Genomic DNA, 17,763 nt, shown 5'->3' on the forward strand with positions numbered 1-17,763 from the left:
TTGGTTCAGCTGGCGAGAGCCTTTCCCTTCTCCTCGGGGCATGTCCAGACCCTTTTCCCGCCTTTGTTCCGGTCCATGCCGGACGCGTGTTACGAGCGGGAGCGTTTCGAGACTTCGGACGGCGATTTCGTGGATCTGGACTGGTCCCGGGGCGAGGGGAGCCCCGGTCTTGTGTTCATCATGCACGGCCTGGAGGGGCATTCCCGGCGTAAATACGTACTGGGAATGGTCAGGGCCGCGCGGGAGCACGGCCTTGACGCCGTGGCCATGAACTTCAGGGGTTGCAGTGGGGAGCCCAATCGCAAAGTCTCCATGTACCATTCGGGCTGGACCCGAGACTTGCACGAGGCCCTGCTCATGATCGCGTCCCTGCGGCGCTATCGGAGTGTACACCTGATTGGGTTCAGTCTCGGTGGAAACGTCATTCTCAAGTATCTCGGGGAGGATGCGTCGATCATTCCCGGGGTCGTTAGTGGGGCCGTGGCCATTTCCGTACCCTGCGACCTGGAGGATTCGGCCAGGGCTCTGGCCCGTCCCCAGTGCGCCCTCTACACCCGTTATCTGCTTGACCAGCTGCGAAAGAAGATTATCGATAAAGGTCGGCTTTTTCCCGGAGCGCTCGACCTCAAAGGCGTGGAGAAGCTGCGCACCTTTCGCCAGTTTGACGACCGCTTCACGGCCCCCCTGCACGGATTCCGCGACGCGCTTGACTACTGGCGCAGATCCAGTTCGCGGCAGTATCTGCCCGGCATCGACCGGCGGACGTGTATAATAAATGCCGCCAATGATCCTTTTCTGGGGCCGCGGTGTTATCCTGAAGGGGAAGCCCGCGCCAACGGGAATCTGACCCTGCTCACTCCTCCGACCGGCGGCCATGTGGGTTTTGTGGGTTCGGGCGGGGGCTGGATGTACTGGTCGGAGTGGATGGCCATGCGCTTTCTGCTGGACCCGGCTGCATCGCAAGTGCAGGAATGAGGCGCAGGATTCTGCAGATGGTCACAAGTGTGCAATTGGCTGCACAGAATGTCTGCGCGCAAATTTTTTCTTCTTGCCGACCAGTGGGTTGGCTCTGGCATGATCGATGCTTTTTGCAGGTTGTCAACAAGAGACGGAGGTCTTCAATGAAATATGCCATTCGACTCCTTACCATCATGTTCGTGTTTGTGGCTTCGGCATCCATGGCCGCGCAGCTTCCGGATTTCACGGAGCTTGCGGAAAAGTCGGGCCAGGCGGTGGTCAATATCAGCACGGTCAAGATCGTCAAAAATCAGCGCAACATGCAGCAGTTTTTTCCGAGGGGGCCTCAGGGACAGCACCCGTTCGGGGATTTCTTCGATCAGTTCGATCGATTTTTCGGGGAGCAGGGCCAGGGAGCCCCGCGCGAACAACGTTCTCTGGGATCGGGCTTTGTCTTTTCCGCTGACGGTTACATAGTCACCAACAACCATGTCATCGAGGGCGCGGATTCCATCAAGGTCAATCTTCAGGTCGACAAGAACGGCGACCGCTCCTACGACGCCGAAGTCATCGGCACGGACAAGGAGACGGATCTGGCGCTTCTGAAGATCAAGGCCGACAAGCCGCTGCCGTATCTGGTTTTTGGCGACTCCGACGCGCTCAAGGTAGGGCAGTGGGTCATGGCCATCGGCAATCCCTTCGGCCTTGACCACACCGTCACGGCCGGAATCGTCAGCGCCAAGGGCCGCACCATCGGCGCCGGTCCCTACGACAACTTCATTCAGACCGACGCTTCCATCAATCCCGGCAACAGCGGCGGGCCGCTCATCAACCTGGACGGGCAGGTGATAGGCATCAACACCGCCATCGTGGCATCGGGGCAGGGCATCGGCTTTGCCATTCCCAGCAACATGGCCAGGCAGGTCATCGAGCAGCTGAGGGAATACCAGAGCGTGAAGCGCGGCTGGCTGGGCGTGTCCATCCAGAACGTGGATGAGAATTCCGCCAAGGCCCTGGGCCTTGAAGAGGTTCGGGGCGCCCTGGTTTCGTCCGTGACGGCCGGAGATCCGGCGGAAAAGGCCGGGATCAAGGCCGGAGACGTCATTGTCGCCGTGGATGGGATTTCCGTGGCAGACGCCGGGGATCTGACCCGCAAGATCGGTGATCTCCTCCCCGGCGTGAAGATCGATCTTTCGGTCTGGCGCGAGGGCAAGATCGTCAAGATTCCACTGGTCCTGGGTGAGCGCAGCGCGGAAAAGGTGGCGCAGGGACGGCCCGGCGCCCCGCAAGACCAGGGCGAGGATGTCCTTGGCCTGAGCGTCCGCCCCGTGACCGAGGCCGAGGCGAAGGCGCTGGAGCTCGACCGGGCCCAGGGGCTTCTGGTGGTTGAAGTGAGCGAGGGTTCCCTGGCTGCGCAAAACGACCTGAGCGCCGGGGATGTGATCCTTGAAGCCAACGGCAAGGCCGTGGACACGGTCAAGGCCTTGCGTGAGGTGGTCGAAGGCGACGGCAAGGAGAAGGGCGTTGTCATGCTGCTGCTCAAGCGTCAGGGCCGCAACATCTTCCGTACCGTGCCCCTCTCCTAGGAACATGTCGGATCAGGCAGGGATGAGCGCGGTCTGGACGCTTCGCGCAGGGTGCAAGGTCAACCTTTACCTGGACATTGTCGGGGTGCGGGAAGACGGCTATCATGAGATTGAGAGCCTCTTTTACCCGCTCCCCTCGCCATGCGATATTCTGGAAGTGCAGCTGACCGGAGGGCAGGGCCTTAGCCTGTCCTGTTCCGTTCCAGATCTTGACGGCGGGGAAAATATCCTGTCCCGGGCGTACATGAGGTTCGCCGAAGCTACGGGTTTTGCTCCGGGCGTGTCGGTGCATCTGCACAAGAACATACCCATGGGCGCGGGTCTCGGGGGGGGCAGCAGCGATGCGGCCGCCTTTCTTTCCTGGCTCAACGCCCGGGCCGAAGAGCGTGCCCTGGGCAGGAGCGAGCTGGCAGGACTGGCCCTGACACTGGGGGCTGATGTACCTTTTTTTCTGGAAAACGAACCGGCCTGGGTCACGGGGATTGGCGAGAAGCTCCAGCCGGTGGACTGCGATCTGTCCGGCTACACTCTGCTGGTGATCTGTCCTTCCGTGCACGTCAACACCAAGTGGGCCTACGGGCGCTGGGACGAGATGCGTGAAAGCGCAGGCGTGCGACCAAGAAAAGAGTTGACACCCGAAATCAGCCCTATTATGAGTCTTTGCTTCACGAAACCGCCCAAGCTTTGGAATGGGTTTGAAGACGTTGTTTTTCATGAATTTCCAGCGCTTTACGAGGTCAAAAGGCAAATACTGAATCACTTTCCGGACGCCTGCGTCATGAGTGGAAGCGGTTCAAGTTTTGTGGCTCTTTTTTCTTCAGCGGAGCGTGCGATTCGGTGTGCCTGCGTCATGCGGACCATGGGGAACACATGCCACGCGAGCAGATCCGGCGAACCTCTGGACTGGATTTCGTGAAGGCTTAGGGTTGGGCTGCGGGTCTGCAAACCCGACGCTCTTTTTCTTTTACTTGAGGAAGCCACTGGCCGACAGGCCGGGCGACCTATGTTGGGGCGTCGCCAAGCTGGCAAGGCAACGGTTTTTGGTTCCGTCATTCGGAGGTTCGAATCCTCCCGCCCCAGCCATTTTTTTATCCAAGGACAGATTATGCCACGCATGGGCGAGCTGAAAATCGTCACGGGAACCGCCAATCCGGCTTTGGCTGCCCGCATTTGTGATCATCTGGGCTGCAAGTTGACCCACTCCCTGGTCGATAAGTTCAGCGATGGAGAGATCCGTGTTGAAATGGGCGAGAACGTTCGGGGTGACGATGTGTATGTGGTGCAATCCACCTGCGCTCCGGTCAATCATAACCTGATGGAACTCTGCCTGATGCTCGACGCCCTGAAGCGTGCCAGTGCAGGCCGGGTCACGGCGGTGGTGCCGTATTTCGGTTACGCCCGTCAGGATCGAAAAGTCGTGCCCCGCGCACCGATCAGCGCCAAACTGGTGGCCGACTTCATCACCGTTGCCGGCGTGGACCGCGTTCTGACCATCGACCTGCATTCCGGGCAGATCCAGGGTTTCTTCAACAAGCCCGTGGACAACCTCTATGCGGCCCAGGTACTGCTTGAGTATATCCGCAAGCTGGGTGACAATTTGATCATCGTGTCGCCCGATGCTGGCGGCACTGAGCGGGCGAGAGCTTACGCCAAGCGTCTCGGCGTAGGGCTGGCCATCGTGGACAAGCGCCGCGAAGGTCCGAACAAGGCTCATGCCATGCAGCTCATCGGTGACGTCAAGGGCAAGATCGCCGTTGTGCTCGATGACATGATCGACACGGCCGGCACCATGACCGAGGCCGGGAACATGCTGGCCGAAAACGGCGCCGAGGATGTCGTTGCCTGCGCCTCCCATGCGGTCCTTTCCGGACCTGCAGTGGAGCGTCTCAACAACTCGGCTTTTTCGCAGGTCATCGTGACCGACACCATCCCGCTCAATGCCCAGGCTCTGAGCAGTGACAAGTTCAAGGTAATTTCCGTTGGCAGTCTCATTGCCAAGGCCATACATAATATCCATTCCGAATCTTCCGTCAGTGTTCTGTTCAGCTGAACCCGGGCAGACAAGAGATTGATTTTTAGTTGATGAATAAAGGAGAAAAGCATGTCTGAAGTCGCAAGTTTGCAGTTAACGCCTCGTGAAGAAAGGGGAAAAGGCCCTTGCTCCCGTTTGCGTTCCAATGGTTTGGTTCCCGGCGTGTTCTACAACTCTAAGGGTGAAAATATCTCCTTTACCGTAGAAAACCTGGCTTTGGGCAAGGCTTTCGAGAAGGTTCGCTACTCAAAAATGATTGAGCTGCAGATCGAAGTTGACGGCCAGGTGCAGAAGCGCAACGCCCTGTTCAAAAAACTCGTGAAGCATCCGGTCAAAAGCCGTTATGACCACGTGGACTTCATAGGCATCGATCTCGACAAGGAAGTGCAGGTCACCATTCCCGTCGAGACCATCGGTCGCGCCAAGGGCGTCGTGCTGGGCGGCAAGCTTGAGATTCTGGAAGAACGCGTCATGGTGCGCTGTCTGCCGACCGCCATTCCCGATTCCATTGTCGTCACCGTTACCGAGCTTGAAATCGGTGGCAAGGTATTTGTCGATCAGCTCGTTCTCCCCGAAGGGGTCAAGGCCGTTTACGATCGCAATTTCCCTGTCGTCGCGATTCAGACCGCTCGTGGCGCCAAGACCGGCGAAGAAGAAGAATAGTTCGCAATCCCGGGGCCTTGCCTTGGCAGGGCCCTCTTTTCTTTTTCGACCATCCTCTTTTCTGACGGTTCCCCATGACATATGACGGCCTGATAGTAGGCTTGGGCAATCCGGGCACGAAGTATGCCCGGACCCGGCACAATTTCGGTTTCATGCTCGCGGATCATCTCCTGGAGTACTGGGCCGGTCAGCCCGGAGCTGTCTGCACCTCCCGCAGCGCGCGTCTCAACACGCAGCTTTGGGAGGTCAGTGAGGATTACGGCGCACGACGCTGGATCATCGCCAAACCGCTGACCTTCATGAACCTGAGCGGTCAGGTGGTGGGAGAACTCAGCAGGAAAAACGGGATTCCGGCGGATCGGGTCCTCGTCGCCCACGACGAACTCGACCTGTCTTTGGGCACGGTTCGTCTCAAGTTTTCCGGCGGATTGGCTGGACACAACGGGCTCAAATCCGTAGCTGCGCATCTGGGCACCCGCGATTTCGCCCGGATTCGTCTGGGCATCGGACGCCCGGAGGGTAGCGAGGCCATGGCCGATTACGTGCTGCGCTCCTTCCTGCCAACTGAATGGGAGCTGGTAGCCCAGGCCCTTGACATCGCTCGCGACGCGGTCGTGCATTATTGCCGCGAAGGTCTGACAGCGGCCACGAGCCGCCTTCACGCCCGCTGAAACCTGGTGCCCATTTCAGCTCCTAGTGGACGCCGTCTTGATTTTGATCTATAGTCATCTTCCTTTGTAGTTCGATTACGTATTTCTGGAGGTCACTTGTGTTTTCAGTTGATGAACTTGTCGTCTATCCCGCTCAGGGGGTCGGTAAGGTCGAAAGGATTGAGACCCAGGAGATCGGCGGCGTTGCCACTGAACTGATCATCGTGCGTATATTGAGTAATAACGTCACCTTGATGGTTCCCGTGAAAAACGCCCGCAATGTCGGACTGCGTGGTGTCTACACTCCTGAGCAGGCAGACGAAATTCGCGTCTACCTCCAAGACAGGAGCGACTTTACAGGCTATTCCGGTCAAAACTGGAATCGTCGCTATCGTGAATATTCCGAAAAACTGAAAAGCAGCGACTTGCGTGATGTCGCATACGTGCTCAAGGAGCTCATCCTGATCGGCAAGGACAAGGAGTTGTCCTTTGGCGAGCGGCGTTTGCTGGAACAGGCCATGGGACTCATCTCCCTTGAGCTGTCTTTTGCCCTGAAGCAGGACCAGGCCGAAGTGAAGAAGTCCATTGAAGACTTGTTTGCCGACATTCTGCATGCCAAGGAAGCAGAAAACGAGGCTGAGGTTGATTAGGGGCCATTGGCCCCTTGTTTTTTGTTCTGTGATCAGCTAAATATTTGTTCCATTCCTGCCTGACACTACAAGTCCGTAAGCAGATGTTCATATTTTCCTTTTTGATCCCTTGAAGGGCTTCATATTCATATCAGAGTACTCCTTATTCCATTATTATTTTTCGAATTTTGCATCGTGCATGCTTTTTTCTTTTTGGTCTGCTCCATTCCAGAGGTCACAGGTCCCAGCCATTTCATTGTTACGAGGGTTTGTTATGAATCTTTCTGAGTTGAAAACCAAGTCCATGTCAGAACTTATGGACATTGCCGGCGAGTATCAGATTGAAAATATGAGCGGTCTGCGTAAGCAGGAGCTTATTTTCGCGCTGCTTCAGGCCTGCGCCTCCCAAAACGGTTCCATTTTCGGCGAGGGAGTGCTTGAAATCCTGCCCGACGGATTTGGTTTTCTGCGTTCACCCATGTACAGCTACATGCCGGGTCCGGACGATATTTATGTATCGCCTTCACAGATCAGGCGCTTTGGACTGAGGACAGGTGACGTCATTTCCGGACAGATTCGCCCCCCCAAGGAAGGGGAGCGCTACTTTGCGCTGCTGCGGGTCAAGGAGATCTGTTTCCGTGAACCGGAGGAAGCCAAACGCATTGTCCTTTTTGACAACCTCACCCCCATTTATCCTGACGAGCAGTTCCGCCTGGAAAACGGCGACAAGAACTACTCCGCCCGCATCCTCGACCTCATGACCCCCATCGGCAAAGGTCAGCGAGCGCTCATCGTTGCGCCGCCGCGCACCGGCAAGACCATGCTCATGCAGGCCATCGCCAACTCCATCAGCATCAACCATCCGGATGCCTATCTCATCGTCCTCTTGATTGACGAACGCCCCGAGGAAGTCACGGACATGGAGCGCACGGTCAGGGCCGAGGTCATAAGTTCCACCTTCGACGAGCCGCCGCAACGGCACGTGCAGGTCGCCGAGATGGTGCTCGAAAAAGCCAAGCGACTGGTCGAGCGCAAGGTCGACGTGGTGGTCCTGCTCGATTCCATCACCCGTCTGGGTCGTGCCTATAACGCGACCACACCGTCCTCCGGCCGCGTTCTGTCCGGTGGTCTCGATGCCAACGCCCTGCAGCGGCCCAAGCGCTTTTTCGGAGCGGCCCGTAACATCGAGGAAGGCGGAAGCCTGACCATCATCTCCACCGCTCTTGTCGATACCGGCTCGCGCATGGATGAAGTCATCTTCGAAGAGTTCAAGGGCACGGGCAACTCGGATATTTATCTCGATCGCCATCTTTCCGACAAGCGCGTCTTCCCGGCCATCGATCTCAATCGCTCCGGCACCCGCAAGGAAGAGCTGCTGCTTGCGCCCGACGTCCTGAACAAGGTTTGGATCCTGCGCCGCATCATGGCTTCCATGAATTCCGTGGACAGCATGGATTTTCTGCTGGACAAGATGCGCGGTACCAAGAGCAACAAGGATTTTCTGGACATGATGAATTCCTGAAGAGGAGGTTGAATGGTTGCCCTGCCCCGCATGGAATGCCCCCATGACGATGATTTTGAACTGTGGCTGGAACTGCTTGCCATAAAGCCTTCCGAGCAACTGCTCGATGCCTTGGGTGATTTTTTGCAGGAATACCTGCGCGCCTCGGGTTTGAAGGTCTATGTCATGGGGCTGTCCGGAGGGATCGATTCTTCCTTCCTTGCCGCATTGCTGCATCATCGTCGTATTCCTTACCTGGGTTTCTGCCTGCCCATCGCGACCAACACTCCCGAGGAGACCGCGCGCGGGTTGGGCGTTGCCAATGCCTACGGCAACCCGCCACAGGGAGCCTCTTTTTCGCATCTTCAGGATTTTACCCCGTTGTACCAAAAGATTTCAAGCACCTTCGCAGGCATCTGCCCAGACTCAACCCCCGTGGCGGAAGGCAACCTGAAAGCCCGCACCCGCATGCTCTTTCTTTACCATATGGCCCAGATTCACGGCGGATGCGTCCTCTCCACGGATCAGCTCGACGAGCTCTTGACCGGTTTCTGGACTCTGCATGGCGACGTCGGTGATGTAAGCCCCATCCAGCTTGTGCCCAAGAGCGTCGAGTACGAACTGGCCCGCATGCTCTGCACGCGTCTGGCCGATCCCGCGCCTCTGCAGGCGGCAATCGAGGCCGTGCCTACGGACGGTCTCGGCATCAGCCGTTCCGATCTGGATCAACTCGGGGCTGATTCCTATGCCCAGGTCGAAGACATCTTCAGGGAGTATTTTCAGCTGCGTCTCACGGCGCTTGGTCGCGGGCTTTCAGCGGCCGAAGCGCTGCGCAGGGAAGAACTCGAACAGACCGGCCCCGTGCGGCGCTTTCTGCTCAGTGGCTTCAAAAGAGGCGGCGCGGTGCTTGTGGATCCGAGGAGGGCGTCGTCGTGACCTTTTTCCAGGGTGCGCGCATGCGGGTCTTTGCATTTACCTGCCTGATCGCCCTGGTTTTCCCTTGCTCGACTTTTTCAAGCTTTGGCGAGTTCACCATTCGCGACGAACTGGAGCTTGCTCGCAAGTTCGATCTGGTCATCGAGACCCGCTTTCCCGTGATCCACGACACGCGGATTACCGGATATGTGAGCTCGCTGGTCGACCGCCTGATCGCCGCCATGCCTCCCCAGCCTTTCCCGATCAAGACGACCGTGGTCAGTAATCAGGCCCTGAACGCCTTTGCTTCGGCAGCAGGCCATATCACGGTCTTCACGGGCCTGATCGCCAACCTTGAGACCGAGGACGAACTTGCCAGCGTCATCGCCCATGAACTGGCCCACGTTTCCGAACGTCACATCGCCAACTCCATTGAAAAGAGCAAACTGGTCGGAGCCGGCTCCCTGCTCGGAATCCTGGCGGGAGTGCTGGTCGGTTCCCAGGGCGGGGGTGATGGTGCCGGAGCCCTGGTGCTCGGTTCCGTAGCGGGCGCCAAGGCCATGCAGCTCAAGTACACCCGTGAAAACGAGAAGGACGCGGACCAGTACGGGCTTGGCTATCTGGTGGATGCCGGTTTCGCACCAGCCGGCATGACCAGCGCTTTCAACAAAATCCGGAAATTGCAGTGGCTTGGCGGCGGCGGGGATGTCCCCTCGTATCTGTCCACGCATCCGGGCATGGATGACCGCGTGGTCTACATGCAGGAGCGCATGGCCCGGCTTCCGGCCAACGTGCGCAACCGCGCGTCGGACAATACCGATTTCGAGCGCGTCAAGCTGCTGGTGCAGGCCTGGTATACGGACCCGAACACCGCCAGGGCCATATTCACTTCCTCTGAAAAATCCACGTGCCCCGCAGTGCTCGGTGAAGCAATCACTTTGAGCAGGCTGCAGCAGATCGAGGCGGCCAGCGCCCGCTTTGAAGATGCCATGGCCTGCAATGGCCGTGACCCTTTGTGGATGCGTGAATACGGGCGTTTTTCCTTCGAGTACGGCGATCTTGAAACTGCAGCGAAATATCTGCAGGAGGTTGTGTTGCGTGACCCGAAAGATCTCTTTGCCCTTTTTTTCTATGCCCGGGCCGTGGCCGAGCAGGGGAAACATGCGGCCAGCGTTTCGGCCATGGAAAGAGTCCTCAAGGCCGTTCCCCGCGATGCCGAGGTTCTGGAATATCTGGCACGTTACCAGGCGGCTCTGGGGCGCGCCTTCGATGCGCATTTGAATTATGCCAAGTCCTTTGCTTACAAGAGAAAATTCAGTAAATACAACTTTCATCTGCAAAAGTCCGAAGCATTGGCCCAGACCCCCCCGCAGCAGGAGCAGCTTCGCAAGGTGCGCGAGGAGATAGCCGAATTTCGGGAGATTCTGGGGATCTAGTCCGCTTTGGCCTTGTATTTCAGGCTTTGCCGGTGTAGCAAAACCGCGAGTTTTCGCGACAATTCGTAATGGAGGAACACCATGTTTTTTGAAAATCTCGCCCATGCCATGGGACAGGCCCCTGCGGCCGGAGGTCAGCCCGGCAATCCGCTGATGACCTTCATGCCCCTTATTTTGATGTTCGTGATCTTTTATTTTCTGCTTATCCGTCCGCAGCAGAAAAAGCAGAAGGAGCACAAGCAGATGCTTGAGAATCTGACCCGGGGCGATCGCGTGGTCACCGCCGGCGGATTGTACGGTCGCGTGGTCGAAGCCAAGGAAGATGTCCTGACGCTTGATCTGGGCAATGACATGCATGTACAGGTCGGACGCGGTTTCATTTCGGGTCTTGTCCCCGCCGACGGCGGCGCCAGCAAGGCCAAGGACAAGAAAAAGTAGCCTTTTCATACGGCATACGATAAGGCAGGCCTGTTTCCGTAACTGGGAACAGGCCTTGTTTTGTATGCGTGACCGGGCCTTTGGTTCCCGGGTTCCTGGTGTGATTTTGGCAACATTCAACCTGTTTGATTTGGATAAGGATGATGCTCATGGGTAGTTTGCGCTGGAGGGCATTGCTTGCCGCGTTCGTGATTTTTTTGGCCCTGATACATGTTCTGCCCTCAATTCCCTCGGTACGGAATTCATCGCTGGGGGCTCTGCTTCCTTCCGATGAAATCGGCCTTGGACTTGACCTCAAAGGCGGAATTCATCTGACTTTGGGTGTGGATCTTGATGCCGCTCTTGGCAATGCCGTCACCAGCATTGGACAGGATCTGCGCCTTGAAGCCCGGGAAAAGAAAATTCCGGTCCTGCGTCCGCGTCTGCTGGACAGCCGCAGGATCGAATTCACCCTGCTCAAACAGGAACAGCGGGCAGATCTTGATGCGCTGCTGAGCAGTCGCTTCGGCAGCATGGAAATCATTTCCACCGAGGACGGCGGCAAAGGGCAGCTGCGCTATGTGCTGGGTGCCACTCCTGATTATGTGAAGTATCTTCAGGACCTGACCATGGATCAGGCCCTCAAGACCATCCGCAACCGAATCGACCAGTTCGGCGTGGCCGAGCCCGACATTCGCAAGCAGCAGGGCAATCGTATCATCGTCCAGCTGCCGGGTCTTGACGATCCCAAGCGGGCCATCAACATCATCGGTCGCACCGCGCATCTGGAATTCAAGCTGGTCGACGACAGCGCTGACGTCCAGGCCGCCGTGGCCGGTACGGTCCCGGCGGAGAGTGAACTGGCCTACATGGAAGACAAGCGGGGTGCCTCCGAAGTCAAGACGCCCATCGTACTCAAATCCGAGGTCGTGCTGACCGGTGAGTACATCACCGACGCCAATGTACAGTTCGACTCCTACGGACAGGCATATGTAGGCATGAATTTCAATGCGCGCGGAGCCCGCACCTTCGAAGATGTCACCGGCTCGAACATCAAGAAGCGTCTGGCCATCGTGCTTGACGGCACGGTTCATTCCGCACCCGTCATCCAGGACCGCATCGGCGGCGGACGCGCTTCCATCACCGGTCAGTTCACCACAGAAGAGGCACATGATCTGGCCGTGGTGCTCAGGGCCGGCTCCCTGCCCGCTCCGGTGAACATCCTCGAAGAGCGATCGGTCGGTCCTTCCCTGGGGCAGGAATCCATCGACAGCGGCATGATGGCCGCATTGATCGGCGGTTTGCTGGTGGTGGTCTTCATGTCCATCTACTACCGCCGGGCAGGCCTCATTGCGGCCTTTGAGATTGTCCTCGACATTTTTCTGATCCTGGCCGGCCTTGCGGCATTCGGCGCCACGCTGACCCTGCCTGGCATCGCAGGCATCATCCTGACGCTCGGCATGGCGGTTGACGCCAACGTGCTCATCTATGAGCGCATCCGTGAAGAACTCCGGCACGGAGAGTCCGTGGCCGCCGCCATCAACAACGGCTTCAGCCGGGCGACCCAGACCATCATCGACTCCAATTTGACCACGATAATCGCCGCCGTAATCCTGTACCAGTTCGGCACAGGCCCGGTGCGCGGATTTGCCGTCACCCTGACGCTCGGCATACTGGCGTCCATGTTCACGGCCATTTTCGTGTCCCGCATCTTCTTCGACTCCTGGCTGGCCAGACGGCAGCCCGGCACCCAACCGAGCATTTAAGGAGCAGACCATGTCCTTTGAAATCATCAAACGCGACACGAACTTCGACTTTGTCGGAATGCGTAGGTACGCGTATGTCCTTTCCGCCGTGCTGCTTCTGGCCGGATTCCTGTCCCTTCTCGTCAAGGGGGGGCCGCAATACGGCATCGATTTCGCCGGCGGCTTCAATGTCCAGGTCAAGTTCAGCCAGTCCGTCGAGCTGGACAAGATCCGTACGGCCCTCGACAGCCCCGCCCTGACCGGTCTTGTGGTCCAGAATTTCGGCGATGCCGGAGACCACGAGATCCTGCTGCGGGCGTCCTTTTCCGAGCAGACCGCCAATCAGGTCCGCGAGGCCGTGAATACCGGGCTTGAGTCCGCCTTTCCCGGGGTGACCCATGAAATACAGCGCTTGGAAATGGTCGGTCCCAAGGTGGGTGCGGATCTGCGCGAGAAAGCCTTGGAGGCTATTTTTTACGCGGTCCTGCTCATCGCAACCTACATCTCCGGACGCTTCGAGCAGAAGTGGATGGTTGCCGGGCTCATGGCCGCCGGCCTAGCCTCGGTCGTCTACGTTCTCGATCTGCTCAATGCGCCCACAAGCCTGTCCGTCATCGTCGCAACCGTTGCGTCCCTGGTGCTTTGCGTGGTGTTGCGGCTCAAATACGCTCTTGGAGCCATTGTCGCCCTCATCCATGACGTCATGATCCCGTTGGGACTTTTCTCCCTGCTGAACAAGGATGTCGATCTGACCATCATAGCGGCGTTGCTGACCATCGTCGGTTACTCATTGAACGATACCATCATCATTTACGACCGTATCCGCGAAAACATTCGCGCCAAGGTTTCTCCGTCCCTCGATGTCGTCATCAACAAGTCGGTCAACCAGACCATGTCCCGCACGCTCATCACCGCAGGCACGACCTTCGTGGCCGTGCTCGCCCTGTATGTATTCGGCGGCGGCGTCATTCACGATTTTGCCCTGACCATGCTCGTCGGTGTTGTGGCCGGAACCTATTCGTCCGTTTTCGTGGGCGCTCCGATTCTGGCCTTCTTCAAACCCCGCATCGATGTCGATGAGCATCCTGCACCGGCTACTGCTTGAACTAGGTTTCTTTGTACACACTCTTAAAGGCGCTCTTCGGAGCGCTTTTTTTGTTGTAATTTCTGGTTGCTGCCGGGTTGTTTGGATAACTGGCGGCATTATGGGATGTTTTCCATGCAGGCATATTGTGAAATTTTGAACGAATTAACATGGTTTAGAAGGGGGTTTTGGGTGAAAGTTTGGTGAAAAATGTGACAAAAGGAGCAAAGCTGTCTATAAAAAGTCTTAGTTTGCCTTTTTCCTCAAAACAGTGGTAGGCGAAGCAATCTTTTCAAGACGAGTGCTGTCTGGTGGTAAAATCCGATAACTGCTCGGAAATTTTCAGCTTAGTGTCATTTTTTTTACAATGGGAGAAAAGGGAGGATTTATGTCTAAACGTTTTCGTGTTCTGGTTTTGTCCGCTCTGTTTGTACTTGTGAGCGTAGTCGGCCCCCTCTGGGCTCAGCAGGAAGCTGCCGCGCCCGCGGCTGCCCAGACGGAAGTAACTGCTCAGGCTGCAGCTGCGCCTGAAGCTCCCAAAGCCCCCGCCACCGGTTCCAAGCTGGAAAAGGCGATCGCCATGGCTCCTGTGGGAACAGAAGTCGGCCAGATCGATCCGGCCAAGCCCGTCGGCTTTCTCGGCATCCCCGGCGCTCCCCAGATCAATCCCATCATTGCGCTGCTCTGGGCGGTGTGGGTAGGCTGGATTTTCTCCACTGTCGGCGCTTTCGGCGGCGTCATGGCCGGTGTCGGCCACGTCACCGTTTTCGGCCTGGGAACCTACGCCAAGGGTTTCAAGACCACAGCTCCCGAACTGAACAAGACCGTGACCGACTCCATCCGTGCGTCCAACCAGTTTCTTGTCGGTCTTTCCGCCCTTATTTCTTCCATCAATTATGGTAAGATGGGACGTCTTGTGCTGCCTTTGGGCTTAGCCTTGGGCGCTGGTTCGCTGCTCGGCGCATGGGGTTCCGCAACCCTGTCGGCCGGCAAGGTTTCCTTTTCCGCTTATCAGGGCTGGTTCGGTTTCTTCGTGTTGGCCCTTGGTTGTTACCTGCTGTGGGAGACTTCTCCTGCCGGCCAGGCCAAAAAGGTCAAGGCCAAGCAGGCTGCACAGGCTTTTGAAGCTGCAGTCAAGGCCCAGAAGGCTGGCGGCGCGCCCGCTCCGACAGGCGTCAAGATTCTCGGCATCACCTTTTCCAAGGTTCAGTTCACCTTTTGCGGCGTCGAGTTCAGCTTCAATCCCGTGCTGCCCGTAGTCGGCGGCGTTGTCATCTCCGCCCTGGCAGCTTTCCTGGGTGTCGGCGGCGGCTTCCTGCTGGTGCCCTTCCTGACCAGCATCACCCAGCTGCCCATGTATCTGGCTGCCGGTACCTCCGCCCTGGCCGTTCTGGTCAGCATGGTCACCAGCATCCTGACCCTCATGACCAAGGGCACCCCGGTTGACTGGGTACTCATCGGTACGGAAATGGTTGGTATCGCCATCGGCTCCATTGTCGGTCCGCATACTTCCAAGTATTTTTCCGACAAGCTGCTCAAGCGCATCTTCATCGTTCTTGCCTTCTATGTAGGCATTGACTATATCTTGAAGGGCTTCTTTAACGTACGCGTTATCGAACTTCTGTTCGGCTAGGCGCCACTTGTAAAAACGTACACACCCAATGGCCCCGGCTCTGTCGGGGCCATTTTTGTTGCATGGAAACACTACGAAATATTCTCTTGATGATGGACCCCTTTCTCATTTGGGGATTCCGCCTCTTTGATCACCCCTGGGGCGGCTTTTTGACCGGCCTGGCCGTGCTGACACTTCTCTGCGTGGTCACGGGGGATTTCACTTCACATCTGGCCCGCAGGCTCAATCGAGGGGTTTACGGCAAATACCGCGATGAGATGGTTCGCCAGCACAACCTTTCCGTTCAGGCCCTGAAGCATTCCGACAAGGATGCGTACAAGGCCGTCAACCGGCAGGCGCACGAAGCGTTCGGGAAGTATTTTTTCAGCCAGGCGGGTGCCTTTACCCTGTCCATTTGGCCGCTGCCCTTCGCCATGGCCTGGCTGGACATCCGTTTTGGCGGCATTCCGATCACGTTGCCTTTCTCGATCCCGGGAGTAGGAGACAGCGTGTTTTATCCTTTTTTCTTCTTTCCCATATACATTGTCGTGCGGATTTCTTACGGGAAAATCATGCGCCGTTTTCCTTTCTATCAGCGCATTCTGGGCTGGAGCAAGCACGGCAACGATACGCAGATGGTTCCCTTCATGGATTTGCTCAAGCCTGCGACGGGTGAATCGCCCGGGAAATTGGAAGAGAATGCGCGCCCTGCCACCGATTCCAAGGATGCACCGCGACCATGATTGCCTCCTGTCACGGCAGCGCTTCGGCAGGGGCCGTGTCCTTGCGGAAGCATCGCCTGGGGAAGTTGGCAAGGGGAGGGAGATGATGCGTCAGTCAGGACTTTTCAAGCACTGGAGTTTCGAGTCGTTTGCACCCGGTTCGATTCCCCGGCCCAAGTACAATGCCTTTTACCGGATACATCGTCAGACCAGCATCTGTTTTGAACTCCTGGCCCACTTCGAAGACTTGTCCATGGGTGGGGCTGTGGTCGACTGGTGCCGGGTTTCGGGGTTGGCGAATCAACTGAGTGTCGCCATCCGCGATCTTGTGGACCAGTTGCAGGTGATGAATCCCGTGGAATTCATGGATGCCCACGACTGGGTCGCGAAATTGAGCTTCTACACCCGCCTTGCCACCGAACACGCGGCCACGTCCGCCAATCCTCCATACCTGCTGGCCCTCGATTCGCCCGAGGGCAAAGACTCCCACTCCTGGATCTCAAAGTTTTTGAGCCCTTCGGACCCAAACCCGGCACTCGTTCTCACGCCTGCGCTGTACCAGTATTTCATCGAGGCCAACGACATGCGCCACGAGCTGGACGAGCTTTTGCGCCAGCTGGACCTGATGCAGGAAGACGCTACCGAAAAGCTGGGAAAACGCGCGCGTGAGCTTATCCGCGGAGGTTCCTTGCCGCAGCGGCTGCTTACCGAACTGGAGATCGCGGCCGTGGAGCTTGCTCCGGGTGGCAGATTTCTTGAACTGCGGGTGTTCGCCGGCAGCGGAGACGACGCTGTAATGATCGGCGAGTACGGCGGGGTGCGGCCCACGGAGTTCTTTGCAGCGTGGCTTGAGGCCGTGGCCTGCAAGTTCTCTCCTTCGGCGCTGGCCCTGCGTCTTTCAAAAGGTCTTGCCGACGAGGAGCACCCGCTGACCATGGCTGTTTTTCCCGCTGACACGGCCTCGGACATCAGGACCTGCGCTCTCTTTGAAGGTGTTCCCGATGCGGCGGCCCTGGTCGCGCGCCTGGACCAGATACTGCCCCGCGTTACCAGGCTGCACGTCTTCAAGGCCCAGGGAGAGGCCTTGCGCCCGGAGCATTGCCGCTCACTGCACGACCTGATCTGCCTGTGTATGGAACGGGGGCTGGCCCAGATCTTTGCCTTTGCCGGAGAGCCGGCCCGTGGTTTGGCCGGAATCAAGCAGCTCCGACTTGAAATTCCCGTGGTCATCAACATCTTCAATCTGGGTGGCGGACTTTTTCCTTCGGCGGCGGAGCGGGCCGTGATCTCCATGGAAGATGTGCGCTCCATCCCTGCCTGGTCGCTGCTGCTGGGGCTGGTTTGCCCTGCTGTGTCCTGGTCGGGCGAGCGGCATGAGGACACCCCTTCGGTTCCGCATTACAGCAGTTACGCGGTTCTTTCCCAGTTTTTCATGCATTGTACCTTGCGCCTTGAGCAGAATCTGTACGTCGCGGAATGTTCGTGCGAGGATGGCGTTGAGAAGTACGTCCGTTTCCGTTTCAAGGGGGGGACGGGGACCCGGGCGCAGAGGCGGAGCCGTCTCGGGATCATGCGCCTGATTCTGGAAAAGGAAGGGTTTGCGGTCAGTTCGCGCGGAGATTATCTTGAAGCACTGCGCAGCGGCGAGGAAGACGTCTTGCTGCAGCGCAATCTGGTTTGCCTTGGGCTTCTGATAGCCTGGGTGCAGTCTTCGGGGGTGGAAACCCTGGAGGGCATGTCTTTCGAGCAGGGCCGCGACATTTTTCGCGAGTTGTTAACCGATTTTCTTTTTGATCCCAGTTAGAATCCGGCCG

Annotated in this window: 16 protein-coding genes and 1 tRNA gene; all 17 read left to right on the plus strand. The window is 57.6% G+C overall.

Features of this window, described 5'->3' with window-relative positions:
* Positions 1–975 carry an alpha/beta hydrolase gene (locus CVU60_07525; protein PKN42061.1) on the plus strand — a complete coding sequence of 325 codons (975 nt, stop codon included), beginning with the start codon at positions 1–3 and terminating at the stop codon, positions 973–975.
* Positions 976–1,121: 146 nt separating this feature from the next.
* The gene (locus CVU60_07530) at positions 1,122–2,543 is read left to right on the plus strand and encodes a peptidase (GenBank protein ID PKN42062.1); all 1,422 of its coding nucleotides are present in this window, start codon (positions 1,122–1,124) and stop codon (positions 2,541–2,543) included.
* A gap of 22 nt (positions 2,544–2,565) precedes the next feature.
* Positions 2,566–3,459, plus strand: a complete 894-nt coding sequence (locus tag CVU60_07535) for a 4-(cytidine 5'-diphospho)-2-C-methyl-D-erythritol kinase (GenBank protein PKN42063.1) — start codon at positions 2,566–2,568, stop codon at positions 3,457–3,459.
* 91 nt (positions 3,460–3,550) lie between these two features.
* A tRNA-Gln gene (locus CVU60_07540) sits at positions 3,551–3,626 on the plus strand.
* Between the two features lie 22 nt (positions 3,627–3,648).
* The gene (locus CVU60_07545) at positions 3,649–4,593 is read left to right on the plus strand and encodes a phosphoribosylpyrophosphate synthetase (protein ID PKN42064.1); all 945 of its coding nucleotides are present in this window, start codon (positions 3,649–3,651) and stop codon (positions 4,591–4,593) included.
* 51 nt (positions 4,594–4,644) lie between these two features.
* Complete coding sequence (locus CVU60_07550; GenBank protein PKN42065.1) at positions 4,645–5,238, plus strand: 50S ribosomal protein L25; 594 nt, start codon at positions 4,645–4,647, stop codon at positions 5,236–5,238.
* A gap of 74 nt (positions 5,239–5,312) precedes the next feature.
* Positions 5,313–5,909, plus strand: coding sequence for an aminoacyl-tRNA hydrolase (locus CVU60_07555; GenBank protein PKN42066.1), 597 nt, complete (start codon positions 5,313–5,315; stop codon positions 5,907–5,909).
* A 98-nt stretch (positions 5,910–6,007) separates the two neighbouring features.
* Positions 6,008–6,538, plus strand: coding sequence for a CarD family transcriptional regulator (locus CVU60_07560; GenBank protein PKN42067.1), 531 nt, complete (start codon positions 6,008–6,010; stop codon positions 6,536–6,538).
* 253 nt (positions 6,539–6,791) lie between these two features.
* Positions 6,792–8,039, plus strand: a complete 1,248-nt coding sequence (locus CVU60_07565) for a transcription termination factor Rho (protein PKN42068.1) — start codon at positions 6,792–6,794, stop codon at positions 8,037–8,039.
* A 12-nt stretch (positions 8,040–8,051) separates the two neighbouring features.
* Positions 8,052–8,954, plus strand: coding sequence for an NAD(+) synthase (gene nadE, locus CVU60_07570; GenBank protein ID PKN42069.1), 903 nt, complete (start codon positions 8,052–8,054; stop codon positions 8,952–8,954).
* Entirely contained in the window at positions 8,951–10,369 is a 1,419-nt protein-coding gene (locus tag CVU60_07575; GenBank protein ID PKN42070.1) for a peptidase M48, read from the plus strand. The genes nadE and CVU60_07575 overlap by 4 nt, the downstream gene beginning before the upstream one ends.
* A gap of 81 nt (positions 10,370–10,450) precedes the next feature.
* The gene (yajC, locus tag CVU60_07580; GenBank protein PKN42071.1) at positions 10,451–10,807 is read left to right on the plus strand and encodes a preprotein translocase subunit YajC; all 357 of its coding nucleotides are present in this window, start codon (positions 10,451–10,453) and stop codon (positions 10,805–10,807) included.
* Between the two features lie 149 nt (positions 10,808–10,956).
* Positions 10,957–12,552, plus strand: coding sequence for a protein translocase subunit SecD (secD, locus tag CVU60_07585; GenBank protein ID PKN42072.1), 1,596 nt, complete (start codon positions 10,957–10,959; stop codon positions 12,550–12,552).
* Between the two features lie 10 nt (positions 12,553–12,562).
* Positions 12,563–13,636, plus strand: coding sequence for a protein translocase subunit SecF (gene secF, locus CVU60_07590; protein PKN42073.1), 1,074 nt, complete (start codon positions 12,563–12,565; stop codon positions 13,634–13,636).
* 367 nt (positions 13,637–14,003) lie between these two features.
* Positions 14,004–15,248, plus strand: a complete 1,245-nt coding sequence (locus CVU60_07595) for a hypothetical protein (protein PKN42074.1) — start codon at positions 14,004–14,006, stop codon at positions 15,246–15,248.
* Between the two features lie 89 nt (positions 15,249–15,337).
* On the plus strand, positions 15,338–15,970 hold the full coding sequence (locus CVU60_07600; protein PKN42075.1) for a hypothetical protein: 633 nt from the start codon (positions 15,338–15,340) through the stop codon (positions 15,968–15,970).
* 82 nt (positions 15,971–16,052) lie between these two features.
* Entirely contained in the window at positions 16,053–17,753 is a 1,701-nt protein-coding gene (locus CVU60_07605) for a hypothetical protein (GenBank protein PKN42076.1), read from the plus strand.
* Positions 17,754–17,763: the final 10 nt, after the last annotated feature.

It is taken from the genome of Deltaproteobacteria bacterium HGW-Deltaproteobacteria-18 (assembly GCA_002841885.1).
Classification (GTDB): Bacteria; Desulfobacterota; Desulfovibrionia; order Desulfovibrionales; family Desulfomicrobiaceae; genus Desulfomicrobium.

Coding starts and splice junctions, on each gene's coding strand:
- CVU60_07530 (PKN42062.1), top strand. CDS start 1,122: ATGAAATATGCCATTCGACTCCTTACCATCATGTTCGTGTTTGTGGCT.
- CVU60_07535 (PKN42063.1), top strand. CDS start 2,566: ATGAGCGCGGTCTGGACGCTTCGCGCAGGGTGCAAGGTCAACCTTTAC.
- CVU60_07545 (PKN42064.1), top strand. CDS start 3,649: ATGCCACGCATGGGCGAGCTGAAAATCGTCACGGGAACCGCCAATCCG.
- CVU60_07550 (PKN42065.1), top strand. CDS start 4,645: ATGTCTGAAGTCGCAAGTTTGCAGTTAACGCCTCGTGAAGAAAGGGGA.
- CVU60_07555 (PKN42066.1), top strand. CDS start 5,313: ATGACATATGACGGCCTGATAGTAGGCTTGGGCAATCCGGGCACGAAG.
- CVU60_07565 (PKN42068.1), top strand. CDS start 6,792: ATGAATCTTTCTGAGTTGAAAACCAAGTCCATGTCAGAACTTATGGAC.
- nadE (PKN42069.1), top strand. CDS start 8,052: ATGGTTGCCCTGCCCCGCATGGAATGCCCCCATGACGATGATTTTGAA.
- yajC (PKN42071.1), top strand. CDS start 10,451: ATGTTTTTTGAAAATCTCGCCCATGCCATGGGACAGGCCCCTGCGGCC.
- secD (PKN42072.1), top strand. CDS start 10,957: ATGGGTAGTTTGCGCTGGAGGGCATTGCTTGCCGCGTTCGTGATTTTT.
- secF (PKN42073.1), top strand. CDS start 12,563: ATGTCCTTTGAAATCATCAAACGCGACACGAACTTCGACTTTGTCGGA.
- CVU60_07595 (PKN42074.1), top strand. CDS start 14,004: ATGTCTAAACGTTTTCGTGTTCTGGTTTTGTCCGCTCTGTTTGTACTT.
- CVU60_07600 (PKN42075.1), top strand. CDS start 15,338: ATGATGGACCCCTTTCTCATTTGGGGATTCCGCCTCTTTGATCACCCC.
- CVU60_07605 (PKN42076.1), top strand. CDS start 16,053: ATGATGCGTCAGTCAGGACTTTTCAAGCACTGGAGTTTCGAGTCGTTT.